The organism is Thermococcus pacificus (genome assembly GCF_002214485.1).
Lineage (GTDB): Archaea > Methanobacteriota_B > Thermococci > Thermococcales > Thermococcaceae > Thermococcus > Thermococcus pacificus.
In genome coordinates this window covers 112,809-128,068 of the sequence record NZ_CP015102.1, presented here as the reverse complement: position 1 = coordinate 128,068, position 15,260 = coordinate 112,809, and the positions used below count along the sequence as shown (strand labels likewise).

Here is a 15,260-nt window from a genome sequence, read left to right as displayed (position 1 = left end):
GGAAGAGCAAACACTCGAGAAATAGTGATTAATGAGTAAATTCCTTTTGAAATTAGCATTTCCATGATAGCACGCAATCTTTCCGTCAACGCTGAAGCTTTTGGAAGAAGCTTCACCAAAAGTTCGTGGTTCTTCTTAAATTGTCGGTTTGAGAGTCGGTTTGAGAAGGATTCCATTGAGAGGAACTAGAGTGAATCTTGAATTCCACCTGTTAACCTAATGCTTGTTATGAGTTCAATTATAACCGACGCCCAAAGGGCGTCAAGGGAGGAGAACTCCCTGAGAAAGGGCTATAATTAGGGAATTCAAATCTAAAACAGCTCGTAAAAAGGAATCCCCTTGCGGTTAGCGCTGTCAAAAAGAACCACCAACCTTGATCAAACTCAACGGGGCTGTCGTCCCGTGCGTTGGAGCTTCACTCCAACGTCGCGCAGGCGAAGTTTGTGTTGGTGGGCCCGCGGGGATTCGAACCCCGGACCTTCGCCGTGTGAGGGCGACGTCATAACCAGTCTAGACCACGGGCCCGTCCCGGGAATAGTGGGTGAGGGGAGAAATATAAAGCTTTCGCTGGTTAAGTTTCCTCCAGTATCTCCCTGGGCGCACCGGCGAATTCCACCAGATACTCCGCCTCGACGATGTGGAGTCTTCCCGGAACCACCATGACGTGCGGCTGTTTCCCGAAGTCCTCGTTTATCATATCCTTAACGTAGCCCGCCCTAAGCGTCGGGTTCAGTGAGCCGGCCCTCGCGAGGACGACCACGAGTGTGTCCGGCGTAAAAACTCCCTGCCCCTTCATCTCCTCGACCTGAAGGAGTATCTCCATGGCCTCGTTGGCCGTCATGTAGCGGTTCTGGTCCGCCTTTATGTCGAGGAAGAGCATGGTGTGAAGGCCCCTCTCCATGTTCTCCCTTATCACGTCGTAGTGGCTCGTGGGGAACCAGTTCTTCTCAGGGTAAGCCACCGTCGCGCTCTTGCCGAACTTGTAGATGTGCAGCCCGGTTATCGCTATGGCCGAGTATATGCTGGGCGCGTGGATGACGTAGCTCTCGATTCCATTTTGCTTGGCCCTTATGCGCAGATCCGAGTGGGTCGTTGCGACCATGGGGTCTCCAGCGGTGAGGAAAGCCACGTCCTTGTCCTTCGCCTCGCTGAGGACTATTTTCTCAAAGTTGAGCTCCACGTCTTCCCTGCTGAGCCTCCTGATGGGCTTTCCTATCAGCTCCTCTATCTTATCCATCGTGGTTCCTGCAAGCAGGGAGGTGTAGAACTCCGCAAAGACCGTGTCGCACTTTCTGGCAATTTCGAGCCCCTTAAGCGTTATGTCCCTCTCGTCGTAGAGGCCAAGACCTATGAAATAAATCGCCATTTCTCTCACCAAAGGGCGTAGGCGTGGGCGTTTTTAAGCTTGAGGGCGCCCGTGTTAGGCGATTGCCGAAAAGCTTATAATGATTGACGAATATCCCCCATCATGCTTGAAAAGGAGAAAGAAGCTCTGGCAAAGAGGATAGCGGGTGAAATAACCCTCTCCTCCGACCCGGGCAAGACCATGCGCAAGTGGCGCGAGATATTCGGCATCAGCCAGACCGAGCTTGCGGAGTACCTGGGTGTCTCCTCCTCCGTTATCAGTGACTACGAAGGTGGAAGGAGGAAGAGCCCAGGTGCATCGACGATTAGAAAGTTCGTCGAGGCTCTACTAGACATAGACGAGAAGAGGGGAGGGAACGTCATACGGGCCTTCAGCAAGACCCTCGGAAGCGAGCTTCCGACGAGCGCAATCCTCGACATCAGGGAGTTCGCCCTCCCCGTGACCGTCAAAGACCTCGTTGATGCAGTGTCTGGTGAAGTAGTAGCTAACATACACCTCATAGACAGGCGCATCTACGGCTACACCGTAGTGGACAGCATAAGGGCCATCCTTGAGATGAGCAGTGAGGAGTTCCTCAAGCTCTACGGCTGGACAACCGAGAGGGCGCTGGTCTTCACCAAGGTTACCACAGGCAGGAGCCCGATGATTGCCGTGCGCGTCCAGGGACTTAAGCCAGCGGTCGTGGTGCTCCACGGCGTCAAGAAGCTGGACGAGCTCGCGGTCAAGCTTGCCGAGCGTGAGAGGGTTCCCCTCGTTGTCTCGAAGCTCCCAAGCGAGTCCGACCTTATAACCAACCTCAGAAAGCTTGTAGAAAAAACGGAGAGGGAGTTTTAGCTTCCAAGTTCCTTCTTCCTCCAGATCCCACCTTCCGCCAGCCGGGTGAGCCTGTCCCTCATGTGAATCAGAACGTCGCTCAGCGTCTTCCCGTTGTCGTACTCCTCGATTATCTTCAGCAGCTCTTCCCTGCTGTAGTCCTTCATCTCCCTCGCCAGTTCCGTCATCCTCGGGTATGCCCTGACTATGTTGTCCACTATGGTTATGTCGGCCATCCTCGCCGAGCGGGAGAGCGGGTTGAGGTCTATCGTTATCACGAACTTGCCCATAGCGACCAAAGCCTCGGTTCTGTCCCCGTCTTCCAGCGGAACGACAACGACATCGGCTTTCCATATCCCGTTCTCGTCCACCTTCCCGCGCTCGTGCTCCAAACCCGGAATCCTCTTGGTCGGGTTTATTCCAAGGAGCTCTATCTCTGGGTCATACTTCCTCAGCTCCTCTGCTATTGCTTTAACGCGCTCCTCCGTGCGGTAGAAAAGGTTTATCTCGAGCTTGGCGTTGAGGGCTTTAGCGAGCTCTATGGTCTCCTTCGGAACTAAGGCGGCAACATTTCCGTTAACGGATATAACCGGGTGCTCCGCTAAGAGGAGCTTCGCCACAGCGGCCTTCATCGCCCTCTCGGCCGGCTCTATCGTCTTCTCCCCGATTATGTAGTCGAAGGCCTCTCCGCGGCCGTGGGCGATGAGGCCTGCCTTGGCGGTCATTCCCTTCTCCATGCCCTCGATGATCTTCTCCCGGTAGTAGAGGCTCCAGTAACGCGGGTGACTCTTGGGTATCTTCACCATCCACACCACCGCCAATACTTTGGGTCCACATCCTAAAAAGCTTCCTAAACGCTTTTGGAGGGGGGACTGCTCCCCAAAGGAGCAATTTCCCGCCTTTTTAGCGTGAGTGCGGTTCTAAACCTTTGGTTTAAAAAACCCATATAAACCTTAAGTTCAAAACTCATGGTGAACAAGATTGTTCACGTGCACAGGGTGATGCACCATGGGATATAAGATAACAAAGAAGGAAAACCTGAGCGCCATCGACTTTTTCATGGAGGTTGAGGCACCCCACGTGGCCCGTTCCTGGAAACCAGGCCAGTTCGTCGTTTTGATTGTTGACGAGAAGGGCGAAAGAGTTCCGATGTCCGTCTACTACGCCGAGGACGGAAAGATAGGCATGTTCATAAGGCGCCACGGGGTCACGACCTTCAAGCTCTGGTACGAGAAGCAGGTGGGAGACGAGCTCCTCAGCGTTGCCGGGCCCCTCGGCAAGCCGATTGAGGTGAAGTACTACGGCAACGTCGTCTTCGCCTCGGATGCCGTCTGTGCCCAGGCGGAGAGCTACGCAACTCTGAAGGCGATGAAGGAAGCGGGCAACTACACCATAGCCATACAGAGCTTCGAGAACAAGGACAACGTCTACCCCGAGAAGTTCCTCGCGAAGCCCGTCGCCGACGAGCACTACCTCACCACCGACGACGGCAGTGTCGGCATAAAGGGCCACTACCTCGACGTCCTCAAGGAGCTCATAGAGAAGGACAAGGTGGACATCGTATTCGCCGGCGGAAAGCTCGGCTCCCTCAAGAAGCTTGCAGAGCTGACGAGGCCCTACGGAATCCCGACCATCGTTACCGTCAGGCAGATAATGGTCGACGGAACCGGCATGTGCGGCTCGTGCAGGATACTCTACGACGGCCAGATAAAGTTCGCCTGCAGGGACGGCCCGATGTTCGACGCTCATAAGGTGGACTGGGACGACGTGATAAAGAGGGACGCCCGCTTCGTCGAACAGCAGAACCTGGCCAGGGAGAGGTATCTTCAGAAGCTCAGGGAGAAGGGGGTGATCTGAATGGTGAGGAAGAGGCCCAAGCTCATCAAGGAGCGCGTTCCAACGCCTGAAAGACCGGTTGAGGAGCGCGTTAAGAGCTTCGTCGAGGTCAACCTCGGCTACGACTTCGCGTCAGCGGTGAAGGAAGCTGAAAGATGCCTCCAGTGCCCGGTCGAATATGCTCCCTGTATCAAGGGCTGTCCGGTTCACATCAACATTCCCGGCTTCATAGGCAAGCTTGTTGAGCACCGCGACGACCCGAACAAGGCCGTTAAGGAAGCCCTCAGGGTAATCTGGGGCGACAACACTCTTCCTGCCGTTACTGGCAGGGTCTGCCCGCAGGAAGAGCAGTGTGAGATGAACTGTGTCATGGGCAAAGTTGGTGACCCGATAAACATCGGCAAGCTTGAGCGCTTCGTTGCTGACTACGCGAGGAAGCACAGCATAGAGGATGAGCTCCTTGCGGAGATGAGGCCCTCGGTGTGCGGGAAGGGTAAGGTTGCCGTCGTCGGCGCCGGTCCGGCTGGACTCACCTGCGCCGGTGAGCTGGCGAAGCTCGGCTACGACGTAACGATTTACGAGGCCCTTCACAAGCCGGGTGGAGTCCTCATATACGGCATCCCCGAGTTCAGGCTTCCCAAGGAGATACTCGACAAGGAGATAGCCAAGCTCCGTGAGCTGGGTGTGGAAATAAAGCTCGACCACGTCGTCGGGAAAACTGTAACGCTCGAGGAGCTCCTCGAGGAGTACGACGCGGTCTTCATTGGAACCGGTGCCGGAACGCCCAAGCTCCTCAACATCCCGGGAATACTTCTCGACAGGATCTACAGCGCCAACGAGTTCCTCACGCGCGTTAACCTCATGAAGGCCTACAAATTCCCCGAGTACGATGAGCCAATAGCCGTAGGGAAGAAGACGATAGTCATAGGGGCCGGAAACACCGCCATGGACGCGGCCCGCTCCGCGCTGAGGCTCGGGAGCGAGGTTACCATCGCCTACCGCCGCGGAAGGGAGGACATGACGGCCCGTATTGAGGAAATCCAGCATGCGGAAGAGGAGGGCGTGAAGTTCGAGTTCTTCCTCAACCCGGTGGAGTTCATCGGCGACGAGAACGGAAGAGTGAAAGCAGTCAAGTTCGAGAAAATGAAGCCACTCGAGGAGCGCGACAAAAAGGGCAAGAGGAAGATCGTCGGCACCGGCGAGTACGTCACGCTTGAGGCGGACACCGTCATAATAGCAATAGGCCTCGAGCCGAACAGGATAATCAGTGAGGAGGCGACCGGACTGAAGGTCAACCCCGACGGGACGCTCGTCGTTGACGAGAACCTCATGACTAGCATTCCTGGAGTTTTCGCGGGTGGCGACGCTATAAGGGGTGAAGCAACCGTCATCCTTGCCATGGGAGACGGAAAGAGGGCCGCGAAGGCAATATGTGATTACATAGAGAAGAAGAGAAAGGCAAACGCCTGACTCAGGTTTCCTTTTTCCTCTTTGATTTACAGTTACCACTGCCTTTTTCTGTCCCCGAAGAAGAACTTCATGAAGCCGGAGAAGTCCTCCCCGCGGAACGCCGCGTAAAGCTTCTGGGTCTCCTCCGGGGTGAGCCACTCGATGTGCTCGGGAATACCCTCCTCAAAGATGTAGAGTATTTCATCACCCTTTCTCGCCACATCGAGGGTGTATATCTTCTTCCCGTGCTCCTGGGCGATCTTTATCTCGCGGGCAACGAGGGAGGTAAACTTGCCGATAACGGCTATCGCGACGAATATCTCGGCCTCAGGGATAAGGTGGTCGGTCGTCTTGAGGCCGTAGTCGGAGGGGACAACGAAGTTGTTCGACCCCAGCTTCTCCTCGAGGAGCTCGAGGATGGCCCTTTCCGTGTGGGTGTGATAGAGTATGGTGGGCTCACTCAGGTAGACGAGCGGCCCGTAGGTTTCCTTCTTCTTCCGCTTGAGGAACCCGAGCATTGAATCACCTCAGGTGGGGATAATCTCCTCATCCGTTCAGGAGGGATGACACTCATCATCGGTCAACCCCACATCGCCAGCATCGCTTAAAAAGACTTTCGGGATACAACTAATGGACACGGGAGGGCTTGGGATGGCGAGGTCTCCAGTTGGAGGGGTGTTAAAGCTGACCGCACTCCTGCTGGTGCTCTTCATCGTGGTGGGCAACGTAGCCCTCAGAATGATTCCCGGAGTGAAGCCCGATGGGGGTATCAAGGGCGTCCTCACAGCTCCGATAAAAGTCATCGAGTATCGGAGGGAGCACGGGGACAACGTTAGCGTTGAGTTCGGATGGCACTCCTTTGGAGGCGACGACGAAAGAGAGCGACCCCCCTACGTTCGCTTTGACGGAGAGGCCCTGTGGGAGGATGTGCACAGCCCAGAGGTAAGAGCCTATGTGGGCGAGATAATAAATGAGAGCATCGAGCGCATACAGACCTCAGGCTACGAAGTAACACCCCAGCTCGTCAGGGGGACCGCCTATTCTCTCCTCCTCCAGAAGGTTCACTACGTCCACGACGGAAGGGTTGACCTCCCCTCATACACAATAGAGCACGGGGGAGTGTGTAGCGACTGGGCCCTCGTGGACTACGCCCTTATCTTAGCTGTGAATGAGAGGTTCAACGTCACCGCGGAATACTTCTTCGTTAGTTCCCTCCCTCCTGTGGGGGTTGGCCACGCCTTCCTAGCCGTTCACTACCCCCAGGCCGGCCGCTGGGAGCTTTACGACTGGTTCGCCACCCAATACCTTGAGTCGCCCTACGAGAGCTCCCGGTTCAAGGTCATTGAGATAGGCAAGAACGAGTACCTCTTTGGATGGTTCCCTGCTGGTGTAGCCATTGCCAATCAATTCTCATCCATAGAGGAGGCCCTGAGCGTCTACGCTATGAAAGGAGGTCATCTCCAGAACCACTACTCGGTAACCCTTTACCGTCTTCCCGAGTTCGTTAGGGTTCCTCAATACTCAACCTCCTCCTTCGAGATTAACACGGAACTTGCAATGAAGAAAATCGAAAAAATTAGATTAAGATACGCCAATTATGAAAAACAGTACACCCTGCGCTTCGAGCCAATTGGGAACGGGGGCGCTAGACTGCTCAACGCCACTGTGAAGGGCGACTTCTTGAGGGTAACCTTCGAGCCCCTCAACCTGTCGTCCACGGTTGAGCTCGTGGCGGCGGACAACAGCTGGGTGGTGCTCTACGACACCGGAGGGGCCACTCTGGCGGGCTGGAAGAGGGTGACCCACATCGGCAACTTCCCGGCCTACAAGTACGCCCTCCTCAAGGGGAAGCCGGAGAGGCTGACGTTGCTGGTGAGCCTTAAGAGCGATTACTACGAGATATATCCGTGGCAGGTTACGGTAAGGTCTTACATGGGTGGTAACGGTGTCAGGATAGTGCTCTACGGGGGTGGATAAATGCGCTTGATACCCCTGGCGGCTGAGAGCCTCGGCGTGAGAAGCCTAGCCACTTTCGTCGAAGCCTCTGGCTTAAAAATTCTCATCGATCCCGGAGTGGCCCTCGGGCCGAAGCGCTACGGTCTTCCCCCAACGAAGATAGAACTGGAAACCCTTCAGCAGATGAGGAGGAAACTCCAGGGTTATGCGAGGAGAGCGGATGTGGTAACAATCTCCCACTACCACTACGACCACCACACGCCCTTCTTTGAGGGCCTTTACGAGAGCTCAAGTGAGGAATACGCAAGGGAAATCTACGCCGGAAAGCTCCTCTTCATCAAGCACCCGCGGGAGAACATCAACTTCAGCCAGAGGAAGAGGGCATGGGCATTTCTCAAGAACGCGGAACCAATAGCGAAGAAAATCGAGTTCTCCGACGGGAGAACCTTCGACCTCGGCGGGGTTAGGCTTGAGTTCTCTCCTGCCGTTCCCCACGGAAGCGAAGGCTCAAAGCTCGGTTTCGTGGTGATGGTTCTCATTGACGATGGTTCCAAGAGTGTAATCCACGCCAGCGATATACAGCTGTTGAATAGGGAAGCGGTCGAGTGGATAGTCGAGAAGAACCCCGACCTGCTCATAACTGGCGGTCCACCGACATATCTCGGAAAGCGCGCTGAGGGTAGCTGGGAGACTGGGATCAAAAACCTCAACGAGATAATCCGAGAGACGGACGCGGAGATAATCCTCGACCACCACATCGTAAGGGACAAACGCTACCCGGAGTTCTTCGATGGGCTGGAGAAAAAACCGAAGACCTTCGCGGGCTACCTCAAGGTCGAGGACAGACCGCTTGAGGCTTACCGGAGGGAGCTTCACAAGAGGGAAAGGGGAGAAGAAACCGAACTCCCGTTTTCCCTCTGAGGAAAAGCCTTAAACTTTTTTTACATAACTTTAGAACGGTGGTGAAAATGCGCGAGTTCTACATAGCCCACGAAGACGATATCCGGGCGGGAAAAACGACGGACGTTTACTTCATCAGGACGAAGAAAATCCTCGAGGAAAAGGGCATCCATAAGAAGGTCTTCGCGGACGTGAGCACGACGAGCCTTCCAAACGGCTGGAAGTGGGGGGTCTTGGCCGGAATTGAAGAGGTCGCAAAGCTCCTTGAAGGCCTTCCTGTCAACGTCTACGCCATGCCTGAGGGCACAATCTTCCACCCCTACGAGCCGGTTCTTCAGATAGAGGGCTATTACGAGGAGTTTGGAATATACGAGACGGCCCTACTCGGAATGCTCAGCCAGGCGAGCGGAATAGCCACCGCGGCATTGAGGGTCAAGATAGCGGCAAACTTCAAGCCCGTCTATTCCTTTGGGATAAGGCACATGCATCCTGCAATAGCCCCGATGATAGACCGCTCGGCATTTATAGGGGGATGCGACGGCGTCTCTGGCGTTCTTGGAGCCGAGATGATCGGCGAAAAGCCCGTTGGAACCATGCCCCACGCCCTCATCATAACGGTCGGTGACCAGGTGAAGGCATGGAAGTACTACGACGAGGTAATGCCCCCCGAGGTTCCGAGGACGGCTTTAGTGGACACGTTCTATGACGAGAAGTTCGAGGCGCTGATGGCAGCGGAAGCCCTTGGCGAGAGGCTCAACGCGGTAAGGCTGGACACGCCCGGCTCAAGGAGGGGTAACTTCAGGAGAATAATCGAGGAGGTCCGCTGGGAGCTCGACCTGAGGGGCTACGACTGGGTCAAAATCTTCGTCTCCGGTGGCCTGAACGAGGACAGCATAAGGGAGATAGTTGACGTTGCCGACGCCTTCGGTGTCGGTGGCTCAATAGCGAGCGCCAAGCCGATAGACTTCTCACTCGACATAGTGGAGGTCGAGGGCAGGCCTATAACTAAGCGCGGAAAGCTCAGCGGAAGGAAGCAGATTTACCGCTGTGAGAATGGCCACTACCACCGCGTTCCGGCAGATAAAAAGCTTGAGCACTGTCCAGTCTGTGGGGCAAAAGTCGAGCCGCTCCTGAAGCCACTCATAGAGAACGGCGAGATAGTCGCTGAACTTCCGAAGGCGAGGGAGATAAGGGAGTACGTCCTGGAACAGGCCAAGAAGTTCAACCTGGCGCTCGATTGATTTCTTTTCTGCCTTTCCGTTTCTTATCAAACCCAAAAGCAGAGTTGAAATACTGGGAAGTACAGCACAAGCATTTTAGAAATTCACGTTGTCAATGAGAAGGAAAAAGAAGAGGCTTCAGGCCTCTTCGAGGGTTATAGCGCCGACCGGGCAGGCCTCGGCGGCCTCCTGGGCGCAGTCGAGGTCGGTGGTCTCAACTATCGGGTGGGCCTTTCCGTCGTCGCCCATCTCAAAGACGTCCGGGCAGAGGCTAGCACAGATGGCATCTCCAATGCAGGTGTCCTGGTCAACCGTAACCTTCCACGCCATGGCAACATCACCGGATTTACATGAACCCAGACGAATATAAACTTTTCGTCGAGGGAAAAGGGCACGTAGGGGCAAAATTCGTGGAAAAAGGGGGGAAGCTGGACTTTGATGTACCTAGAACGGCAGAACGGGTCAGTAGAGTCCCAGCCTCTTCTTGTATTCCTCGCTCACCATATCAGGGCTCCAGGGCGGGTCGAAGGTGAGCTCTATCTCGGCGTCCTTAACACCGGGGATCTCGAGTATCTTGTCCTCGACGGCCCTTAGAATCCACATCGTGAGCGGACAGCCTGGAGTCGTCATCGTCATCTTAACGTAAACGGTGTTATCGGGCCTTATCTCGAGCTCGTAGATGAGGCCGAGGTTGACGACGTCAATTCCAATTTCGGGGTCAATAACCTCTTTGAGCTTCTCAAGGATCAGTTCCTTCGTGAGCTGAACGTTCTCGTCTTCACCGGGTTTCTCCTCGCGCTCGCGGTTTATGGTTATCAAACCGACGCCTTTGAGCTTCCCGATCTCGGAGTGGAGCTTTATGAGGACGTTGTCTATATCCGGTGTATCCCTCGCTAGGGTTACGGTGACGTTACCCTTATCGTCCACCTCGATGGATTTGACGAACTTCTCGTCAACTATACTCTTAACGACCCTCTCAACATCTTCCTTCGTAACCATAATCACCACCTGGCGGGAGTTGGGAAAGACAGATTTAAACCTTTTGGGTCAGAAGTGGGTATTTAGGGAGACAGAATGTCGAGTATGAGTTTTTCCGCTATTTCTGGCGTTATTGCCCTGGCCCTCAGCTCCCTCAGAACACGCTGTATGGCGAAGCGCTTCACCGATGGGGCTCTTCTGAAGGCCTCTCTCAAGAGCGGGCAGCCGAACCTGAGATCATACTTCCCCCCGATGAGCTCGATTATCTCGGCCTTGTCGAGGGTGAGAAATGCCGGAAGGTTGAGGGTTACAAGTTCTCCGGAGCGGTAGATTGAGATTAGACCGGAGCTCAGAAGGTCGCCAGAGGCGAGGATTTTTATTCCTTTCCTCTGTGCGTAGTCCTCAACGGCCTTCATGACCATAGAGTGGCATCTCCCGCATATCGGGGCGCCTTTTTCCATCTGGGAGGTTATCACTTCGAGGTAGTTGGGAACTTCTACGAGAACCGCCCCCTCCCGCCTGGCCTTCTCTATTACATGCTCGTTCATTTGGGGGAGTTTTGCGGTAACTGGAACCACGTCAAAGCCGGCCCAGCGGAGGATTTTCAGCGAGGCTGTGCTGTCAGAGCCGGCAGAGAAAGCAAGGGCTATTTTTACTCCCGTTGGAGAGCGGTCGAAGTCCTTCCTGTAAAGGCGGTATTCTATCAAGGCTTTCAGGCGGGAATAGGCTTCTTCGCCGATTTCTCCCCTAACCCTCTCAAGGGCCTCAAGGTTGTACTGTAACCGATACCCCTTGACGAAATCGTCTCTCACCGGTTTTATCATCGAAGGTCGATCGCGGGTCTGCTTATTAAGTTTGCCTCTGGGAAAACCTTAAAAGAGGGCCCTCCTAACCCCATCCACAGACTAAAATCTTTCTGGAGGTGCTTGCCATGAGGGAAATAGTCGAGAGGGTTAAGGAGAAGACCAGCATTCCTGTTTATGAGAGAACTATCGAGAACGTTCTGAGCGCGATACAGGCGAGCGGCGACGTCTGGCGCATAGTTGACCTCAGCGAGGAGCCCCTCCCGCTCGTCGTTGCCGTCATTACTGCCCTCCACGAGATGGGGTACATAACCTTCGATGATCCCAATGTTGTCCTCACGGAGAGCGGGAAGAGGCTGGTGGAGAAGTACGGAATCGGCACGAGGAGAGATTACACCTGCTCCCACTGCCAGGGGAAGACCGTTGAACTTTCAGCATTCAGCGACCTCCTGGAGCAGTTCAAGGAGATAGTGAAGGACCGCCCACAGCCAAAGCACGACTTCGACCAGGCCTACGTTACTCCAGAGACCACCGTTGCAAGAATAGCCCTCATGCACACCCGTGGTGACCTCGAGAACAAAGAAGTGTTCGTTTTGGGAGACGACGATCTGACAAGCATCGCTCTCATGCTCTCGGGCCTGCCGAAGAGGATAGCCGTCCTCGACATCGACGAGAGGCTTGTCAAGTTCATTGAGAAGACGGCAGATGAGCTTGGCTATTCCAACATCGAGATGTTCACATTCGACCTCCGTGAGCCCTTACCAGACTACGCGCTCCACAAGTTCGACACGTTCATCACAGATCCACCTGAGACGGTCCACGCCATCCGCTCCTTCGTTGGGAGGGGAATAGCCACCCTCAAGGGGCCTGGTTGCGCCGGCTATTTCGGCATAACGAGAAGGGAAAGCTCCCTCGACAAGTGGAGAGACATACAGAGGATTCTCCTCAACGAGTTCGGCGTTGTCATAACTGACATCATCAGGAACTTCAACGAGTACGTCAACTGGGGCTACGAGGAGGAGACGAGGGCATGGAAGCTCCTTCCAGTGAAGGTCAAGCCGTCCTACAACTGGTACAAGAGCTACATGTTCAGAATCCAGACGCTTGAAGGCTCAAAGGGCTTCGAGGACAGGATTACCGTCGGCGACGAGCTCTACAACGACGAGGAAGCGTCAACTACATGATTGAGGTTGTAGACTGCATCGGGCGAAACCTCGGCCGGGTTCCCGGCCTCTACTCCTTAATTCTCTACGGCTCCCTTGTGAGGGGAGATTACCTTCCCGGGACGAGCGATGTTGACTTCTTTGCGGTTCTTGAGGACGGTATCGAACCAGAGGAAGTGCTCTCAAGAATAAGGCCGGTTCTTGAGGAGTGTACTAAACCTCTCAAACCCGTCGAGGTTGACATCGCTTGGGAGTGGCTCTCCAACCTCCGCGACCCCCTCCGTCTCGGCTACCCCTACAAGTTCCTGACGGTTTACCAGGCGGATTTCAGGGAGAATCACATCGTGGTTACCGGCGAGGACATAGTCGAGCTCCTGCCCGAATACCGGGTTAAGGAAATACTCCCCGGGAGGCTGGAGGGCATTCTGAAGAATCTTGAACGCTTCTCGGGAAATCCAAAGATGCTCCACATCCTGGCCGGCGAAACTGCTCGGCTGATGGCTTTTCTGCACGGCTCAAGCCTCAAAAAGGACGACGTTTTGAGGAAGCTCGAAGAGATTGGGGACGAGGAAGCGGTTGAAATCTACCACTCGTACTTAGCGGGAAGAAAAATGGAGTTCAATGGGGAGTTTTTGAGGGAGTTTATAGTCTCCAGGGTCAGGGAACTGAAAGGGCTCCAAGATAACCTCCGATAATTCCTGGAGAATCCCAGAACCTGAAGTTGTGGTGCGGTGGCCGGGATTTGAACCCGGGTCACCGGCTTGGAAGGCCGGTGTCCTAGACCAGGCTAGACTACCACCGCATTGCAAGAAAGTGGTGGGGCGAGGGGGATTTGAACCCCCGACACCCGGATCTTCAGTCCGGCGCTCTCCCAGGCTGAGCTACCGCCCCACGCCCAAAGATAAAAGGCTGAAGCGGATTTATAAATCTTGCGGTGAGTTACCAGAGCCGGACATCAAATCTCGGGCTCGACCGCGTAAACGGTCCTGTCCTCTCCGATACCTTCAATGAGCCCGCGGTGTCTCCTCACACAGCTCTCGCACTCGCCGCAGTGTATCGGCTTTCCGTCCTCCGTGAAGCCCTTCGGCATGTAGCAGGAGTTGGAGTACTCGTACTTCGCGTTTAACTCTTTCAAAAGCTTCGCTATGCCCTTCTTGTCGAGGTTTATGAGCGGGGCAACGACCCTTACTTCCGCCATCGTGCCGTAGCGGAGCATCTCGTTCATCCTCTCCGCGAACTCCGGAGTATTGTCCGGAAAGGTGGCTCCTTCCTCGGCATTGAAGCCCACTATGATGTCCCCGCCGCCGAGTGCATCCAAAAGCGACGCCGCGACCGATATTAGCACAACGTTTCTCGCTGGAACCCAGACGCTCTTGGCTGTTTCCTGAGCAACGCTCATGTCTTCAAGCTCCTGAGCGGTAACTTTAGGCGTCTCCCCGCCTACGAGCGTAGTGCCCCTCAGTTTTGAGAACTCCTCAAGGAAGTCCAGCCTCGCAATCTTCAGCGGGACTCCCAGTTCTTTTGAGAAGAACTCCGCTACTCTGTTCGTCACTTTCTCCTCGTTGCTGCCGTAGTTGACCGTGAGCATTATTACCTCATCGTAGTTCTTCTTGGCCCAGTAAAGGCAGGCCGTTGAGTCCAGCCCGCCGGAAAACAGAACAACGGCGCGCTTCATTTTTCTCACCCAGCTCAAGTTTAATTGTGATGGCTTAAAGTTTTCCGGAAGTTCGATGTCACTCATGGCCTCGTTGAGGGCTTCCTCCGTGGCTTTTTCTATTTCCTCAGGAGTCAAATCTCTGCTCAGTGAGAACGTTTTCCACTTCTTCATACTTATTTCTCCAGAGCCAACCCCACTATCTCCTCCACGCTCGAAAAGCCCTCCCCCTCAAGGTATCTCTCAATCCCCTCGCTTATCTCCCGGAAGACCTTCCAGCCGCGGAGGGAAAGGGCAGTGCCTATCTGAAGTGCTGAGGCCCCCGCAAGTAAAAACTCGACTGCATCTTGCCATGTCGTTATGCCCCCAATCCCGATGACCGGGATGTCGAGGGTTCTCGCGAGGTCGTAGACGGCCCTTAGGGCAACAGGCTTAACTCCCGGCCCGGAATAACCTCCAACCCTGTTGCTGAGGATGGGCCTCCTCGCATAGATGTCAATCGCTATCGCCTTCAGCGTGTTTATGGCAGAGACGGCATCCGCTCCCGCTTTTTCGGCAGCCAGTCCGAGTTTCGTTATATCGTCGGTGTTTGGTGTGAGCTTCGCTATAACTGGCTTATCGGTGGCGTCCTTGACGGCTTTAACAACTTCGTAGACGTTCTCCGTTTTCTGGCCAATTTCCATGCCGTAGCCTTTAGCATGGGGACAGCTGAGGTTGAGCTCAAAGGCATCGGCCACTTCACTCAGCTTTTCGGCGAGGAAGGCGAACTCCTCAGGTGTTCCGCCGAAGATGGAAACGATGAGCGGGAAATCAAAGGTATAGCCATCCACCATCTCAAGGAAGCCCCTCCAGCCCGGGTTTGGCAGTCCCATCGCGTTTATAAGGCCGTAGGGGAGCTCCACTATCGTCGGGTTATCGTAGCCCTTCCTCGGCTCGATTCCGATTGATTTCGTTACAACTCCACCCGCTCCTTCCTCGTGGGCCCTTATCCACTGCTCAGGCACCTTGTCGTTTATTCCCGATGCGAGGATGAGGGGGTTCTCGAACCTTATCCCGAAAAGCTCGACCTCAAGGCTCGCCATTTTGACACCTCAACATCAAAAGAGCGCCGGACTATTAAGT

At 54.8% G+C, this 15,260-nt stretch carries 16 protein-coding genes and 3 tRNA genes; 8 read left to right on the top strand and 11 right to left on the bottom strand.

Features of this window, described 5'->3' with window-relative positions; all coding sequences use genetic code 11:
- Nucleotides 1–447: 447 nt before the first annotated feature.
- Nucleotides 448–525, bottom strand: a tRNA-Val gene (locus tag A3L08_RS00790).
- A gap of 46 nt (nt 526–571) precedes the next feature.
- Entirely contained in the window at nt 572–1,366 is a 795-nt protein-coding gene (gene dph5, locus A3L08_RS00785) for a diphthine synthase (RefSeq protein ID WP_088853232.1), read from the bottom strand.
- A gap of 102 nt (nt 1,367–1,468) precedes the next feature.
- Here dph5 and A3L08_RS00780 point away from each other — a divergent pair, with 102 nt between their 5' ends.
- Nucleotides 1,469–2,200, top strand: a complete 732-nt coding sequence (locus tag A3L08_RS00780) for a helix-turn-helix domain-containing protein (RefSeq protein WP_088853231.1) — start codon at nt 1,469–1,471, stop codon at nt 2,198–2,200.
- Here A3L08_RS00780 and A3L08_RS00775 read toward each other — a convergent pair.
- Complete coding sequence (locus A3L08_RS00775) at nt 2,197–2,985, bottom strand: 4-phosphopantoate--beta-alanine ligase (protein WP_088853230.1); 789 nt, start codon at nt 2,983–2,985, stop codon at nt 2,197–2,199. The two genes, A3L08_RS00780 and A3L08_RS00775, sit on opposite strands and share 4 nt — an antisense overlap.
- A gap of 202 nt (nt 2,986–3,187) precedes the next feature.
- Between A3L08_RS00775 and A3L08_RS00770 the strand changes: the two genes are divergently transcribed.
- Both A3L08_RS00770 and gltA read left to right on the top strand, forming a co-directional pair.
- Nucleotides 3,188–4,036, top strand: a complete 849-nt coding sequence (locus tag A3L08_RS00770) for a sulfide/dihydroorotate dehydrogenase-like FAD/NAD-binding protein (protein WP_088853229.1) — start codon at nt 3,188–3,190, stop codon at nt 4,034–4,036.
- Entirely contained in the window at nt 4,037–5,485 is a 1,449-nt protein-coding gene (gene gltA, locus A3L08_RS00765; RefSeq protein WP_088853228.1) for an NADPH-dependent glutamate synthase, read from the top strand.
- A 32-nt stretch (nt 5,486–5,517) separates the two neighbouring features.
- On the opposite strand, the gene A3L08_RS00760 is transcribed toward gltA, so the two are convergent.
- The gene (locus A3L08_RS00760) at nt 5,518–5,982 is read right to left on the bottom strand and encodes a hypothetical protein (RefSeq protein WP_088853227.1); all 465 of its coding nucleotides are present in this window, start codon (nt 5,980–5,982) and stop codon (nt 5,518–5,520) included.
- Between the two features lie 112 nt (nt 5,983–6,094).
- Here A3L08_RS00760 and A3L08_RS00755 point away from each other — a divergent pair, with 112 nt between their 5' ends.
- From A3L08_RS00755 to A3L08_RS00745, 3 genes are read left to right on the top strand one after another with little or no spacing between them, the layout of a single operon-like run.
- Nucleotides 6,095–7,441, top strand: coding sequence for a hypothetical protein (locus A3L08_RS00755; RefSeq protein ID WP_157721565.1), 1,347 nt, complete (start codon nt 6,095–6,097; stop codon nt 7,439–7,441).
- On the top strand, nt 7,442–8,341 hold the full coding sequence (locus tag A3L08_RS00750; RefSeq protein WP_088853225.1) for an MBL fold metallo-hydrolase: 900 nt from the start codon (nt 7,442–7,444) through the stop codon (nt 8,339–8,341).
- A gap of 47 nt (nt 8,342–8,388) precedes the next feature.
- The gene (locus A3L08_RS00745) at nt 8,389–9,561 is read left to right on the top strand and encodes a nicotinate phosphoribosyltransferase (RefSeq protein WP_088853224.1); all 1,173 of its coding nucleotides are present in this window, start codon (nt 8,389–8,391) and stop codon (nt 9,559–9,561) included.
- Nucleotides 9,562–9,678: 117 nt separating this feature from the next.
- Here A3L08_RS00745 and A3L08_RS00740 read toward each other — a convergent pair whose 3' ends face one another.
- From A3L08_RS00740 to A3L08_RS00730, 3 genes are all read right to left on the bottom strand, one after another.
- Entirely contained in the window at nt 9,679–9,870 is a 192-nt protein-coding gene (locus A3L08_RS00740; RefSeq protein ID WP_088853223.1) for a ferredoxin, read from the bottom strand.
- A gap of 132 nt (nt 9,871–10,002) precedes the next feature.
- Nucleotides 10,003–10,539, bottom strand: coding sequence for a metal-sulfur cluster assembly factor (locus tag A3L08_RS00735; RefSeq protein WP_088853222.1), 537 nt, complete (start codon nt 10,537–10,539; stop codon nt 10,003–10,005).
- 62 nt (nt 10,540–10,601) lie between these two features.
- Complete coding sequence (locus tag A3L08_RS00730; protein ID WP_088853221.1) at nt 10,602–11,342, bottom strand: ATPase; 741 nt, start codon at nt 11,340–11,342, stop codon at nt 10,602–10,604.
- Nucleotides 11,343–11,449: 107 nt separating this feature from the next.
- Here A3L08_RS00730 and bpsA point away from each other — a divergent pair, with 107 nt between their 5' ends.
- Together bpsA and A3L08_RS00720 are read left to right on the top strand one after the other, a co-directional pair.
- The gene (bpsA, locus tag A3L08_RS00725) at nt 11,450–12,505 is read left to right on the top strand and encodes a N(4)-bis(aminopropyl)spermidine synthase (protein WP_088853220.1); all 1,056 of its coding nucleotides are present in this window, start codon (nt 11,450–11,452) and stop codon (nt 12,503–12,505) included.
- Nucleotides 12,502–13,179, top strand: coding sequence for a nucleotidyltransferase domain-containing protein (locus A3L08_RS00720; protein ID WP_088853219.1), 678 nt, complete (start codon nt 12,502–12,504; stop codon nt 13,177–13,179). Before bpsA ends, A3L08_RS00720 begins: the two co-directional genes overlap by 4 nt.
- Before the next feature lie 29 nt (nt 13,180–13,208).
- On the opposite strand, the gene A3L08_RS00715 is transcribed toward A3L08_RS00720, so the two are convergent.
- The 4 genes from A3L08_RS00715 to A3L08_RS00700 form a co-directional block, all read right to left on the bottom strand.
- Nucleotides 13,209–13,286 (bottom strand) — tRNA-Gly (locus A3L08_RS00715).
- Between the two features lie 12 nt (nt 13,287–13,298).
- Nucleotides 13,299–13,375, bottom strand: a tRNA-Phe gene (locus A3L08_RS00710).
- 64 nt (nt 13,376–13,439) lie between these two features.
- Nucleotides 13,440–14,159, bottom strand: a complete 720-nt coding sequence (gene queC, locus A3L08_RS00705; protein WP_088854849.1) for a 7-cyano-7-deazaguanine synthase QueC — start codon at nt 14,157–14,159, stop codon at nt 13,440–13,442.
- 155 nt (nt 14,160–14,314) lie between these two features.
- Nucleotides 14,315–15,220, bottom strand: coding sequence for a dihydroorotate dehydrogenase (locus A3L08_RS00700; RefSeq protein WP_088853218.1), 906 nt, complete (start codon nt 15,218–15,220; stop codon nt 14,315–14,317).
- Nucleotides 15,221–15,260 lie beyond the last annotated feature (40 nt).

Coding starts and splice junctions, on each gene's coding strand:
- dph5 (WP_088853232.1), bottom strand. CDS start 1,366: ATGGCGATTTATTTCATAGGTCTTGGCCTCTACGACGAGAGGGACATA.
- A3L08_RS00780 (WP_088853231.1), top strand. CDS start 1,469: ATGCTTGAAAAGGAGAAAGAAGCTCTGGCAAAGAGGATAGCGGGTGAA.
- A3L08_RS00775 (WP_088853230.1), bottom strand. CDS start 2,985: ATGGTGAAGATACCCAAGAGTCACCCGCGTTACTGGAGCCTCTACTAC.
- A3L08_RS00770 (WP_088853229.1), top strand. CDS start 3,188: ATGGGATATAAGATAACAAAGAAGGAAAACCTGAGCGCCATCGACTTT.
- gltA (WP_088853228.1), top strand. CDS start 4,037: ATGGTGAGGAAGAGGCCCAAGCTCATCAAGGAGCGCGTTCCAACGCCT.
- A3L08_RS00760 (WP_088853227.1), bottom strand. CDS start 5,982: ATGCTCGGGTTCCTCAAGCGGAAGAAGAAGGAAACCTACGGGCCGCTC.
- A3L08_RS00755 (WP_157721565.1), top strand. CDS start 6,095: ATGGACACGGGAGGGCTTGGGATGGCGAGGTCTCCAGTTGGAGGGGTG.
- A3L08_RS00750 (WP_088853225.1), top strand. CDS start 7,442: ATGCGCTTGATACCCCTGGCGGCTGAGAGCCTCGGCGTGAGAAGCCTA.
- A3L08_RS00745 (WP_088853224.1), top strand. CDS start 8,389: ATGCGCGAGTTCTACATAGCCCACGAAGACGATATCCGGGCGGGAAAA.
- A3L08_RS00740 (WP_088853223.1), bottom strand. CDS start 9,870: ATGGCGTGGAAGGTTACGGTTGACCAGGACACCTGCATTGGAGATGCC.
- A3L08_RS00735 (WP_088853222.1), bottom strand. CDS start 10,539: ATGGTTACGAAGGAAGATGTTGAGAGGGTCGTTAAGAGTATAGTTGAC.
- A3L08_RS00730 (WP_088853221.1), bottom strand. CDS start 11,342: ATGATAAAACCGGTGAGAGACGATTTCGTCAAGGGGTATCGGTTACAG.
- bpsA (WP_088853220.1), top strand. CDS start 11,450: ATGAGGGAAATAGTCGAGAGGGTTAAGGAGAAGACCAGCATTCCTGTT.
- A3L08_RS00720 (WP_088853219.1), top strand. CDS start 12,502: ATGATTGAGGTTGTAGACTGCATCGGGCGAAACCTCGGCCGGGTTCCC.
- queC (WP_088854849.1), bottom strand. CDS start 14,159: ATGAAGCGCGCCGTTGTTCTGTTTTCCGGCGGGCTGGACTCAACGGCC.
- A3L08_RS00700 (WP_088853218.1), bottom strand. CDS start 15,220: ATGGCGAGCCTTGAGGTCGAGCTTTTCGGGATAAGGTTCGAGAACCCC.